This window comes from Roseitalea sp. (assembly GCF_984466335.1).
Genome location: NZ_CFIFWG010000098.1, coordinates 10,457 through 11,498, shown reverse-complemented (window position 1 = coordinate 11,498; position 1,042 = coordinate 10,457). Strand labels below are relative to the sequence as shown.

Sequence of the window (1,042 nt, the reverse complement as noted above, 5' to 3'; positions counted from 1 at the left end):
AAGCGCGCACCATCACGGCCCGGAACGCCCTCACCCCTTCCAGTGCAGAACGCACACCAGCGTGAACAGCCGGCGTGCGGTGTCGAAATCGATGGCGATCTTGCCGTCGAGCCGGTCCATCAGCGTTTGCGAGCCGTCATTGTGGACGCCGCGCCGGGCCATGTCGATCGTCTCGATCTGGCTGGTCGTGGCGCTCTTGATCGCCTCGTAATAGCTCTCGCAGATCATGTAATAGTCCTTGACGATCCGGCGGAACGGGCCGAGCGACAATATGTGCGTCGCCACGTCCTCGCCCCCCTCGCGCCCGATCGCGAACACCAGCTTGCCCTCGCGGACCGACAGGTCGAGCGCGTAGGGCCCCTCGCCCGGATCGCCCACGGGCTTGAATCTGTTCTCCTCGATCAGATCGAAGATCGCCACGGCCCGCTCATGCTCGACATCCGGCGTCGAGCGGCCGATCGAGGCATCGAGCGTCAGGTCCGCCAGCCGGTCGTTCGGCCCGAAATCGGCTTCATCCGGCATCGGCCCCTCCGGGGTTCATGCGGATCGCGACCGAGCGCGCATGCGCGTCCAGGCCCTCGGCCTCGGCGAGCCTGATCGCGGCCGGGCCGAGCGCGCGCAACTGGTCCGGCCCCAGCTTGAGGATCGAGGTGCGCTTGACGAAATCGAGCACCGACAGGCCCGAGGAAAAGCGGGCCGAGCGCGCCGTGGGAAGCACATGGTTGGAGCCGCCCACATAATCGCCGATCACTTCCGGGGTATGGCGGCCGATGAAGATGGCGCCGGCATTGGAGACGCGGGCCGCAAGCGCGTCGGCGCCCGCGCAGGCCAGTTCCAGATGCTCTGCGGCGATGCGGTCGATCAGGGCGAGCGTTGCGTCAGAATGGATGTCGTCAACGGTGACGATGCCGCCGAAATCACGCCAGCTCGCCGCCGCCGTCCCGGCGCGCGGCAGCCTCGCCAGTTGCCGCTCGACCGCACCGGCGACGGCCTGGGCGAGCGCTGCGTCATCGGTGATCAGGATCGATTGCGCCGCCTCGTC

The 1,042-nt window shown here is 67.9% G+C and carries 2 protein-coding genes; both read right to left on the bottom strand.

The window, feature by feature from the left end; all coding sequences use genetic code 11:
• Window positions 1-30 precede the first annotated feature (30 nt).
• Window positions 31-522, bottom strand: coding sequence for a UPF0262 family protein (locus AC5E6L_RS10045; RefSeq protein ID WP_491773005.1), 492 nt, complete (start codon window positions 520-522; stop codon window positions 31-33).
• On the bottom strand, window positions 512-1,042 hold a 531-nt coding region (locus AC5E6L_RS10040), incomplete at its 5' end, for a histidinol dehydrogenase (protein ID WP_491773003.1). The genes AC5E6L_RS10040 and AC5E6L_RS10045, both read right to left, overlap by 11 nt.

What these genes read in the sequence shown, in the direction of transcription:
- AC5E6L_RS10045 (WP_491773005.1), bottom strand. Translation starts at nt 522, where the DNA reads ATGCCGGATGAAGCCGATTTCGGGCCGAACGACCGGCTGGCGGACCTG.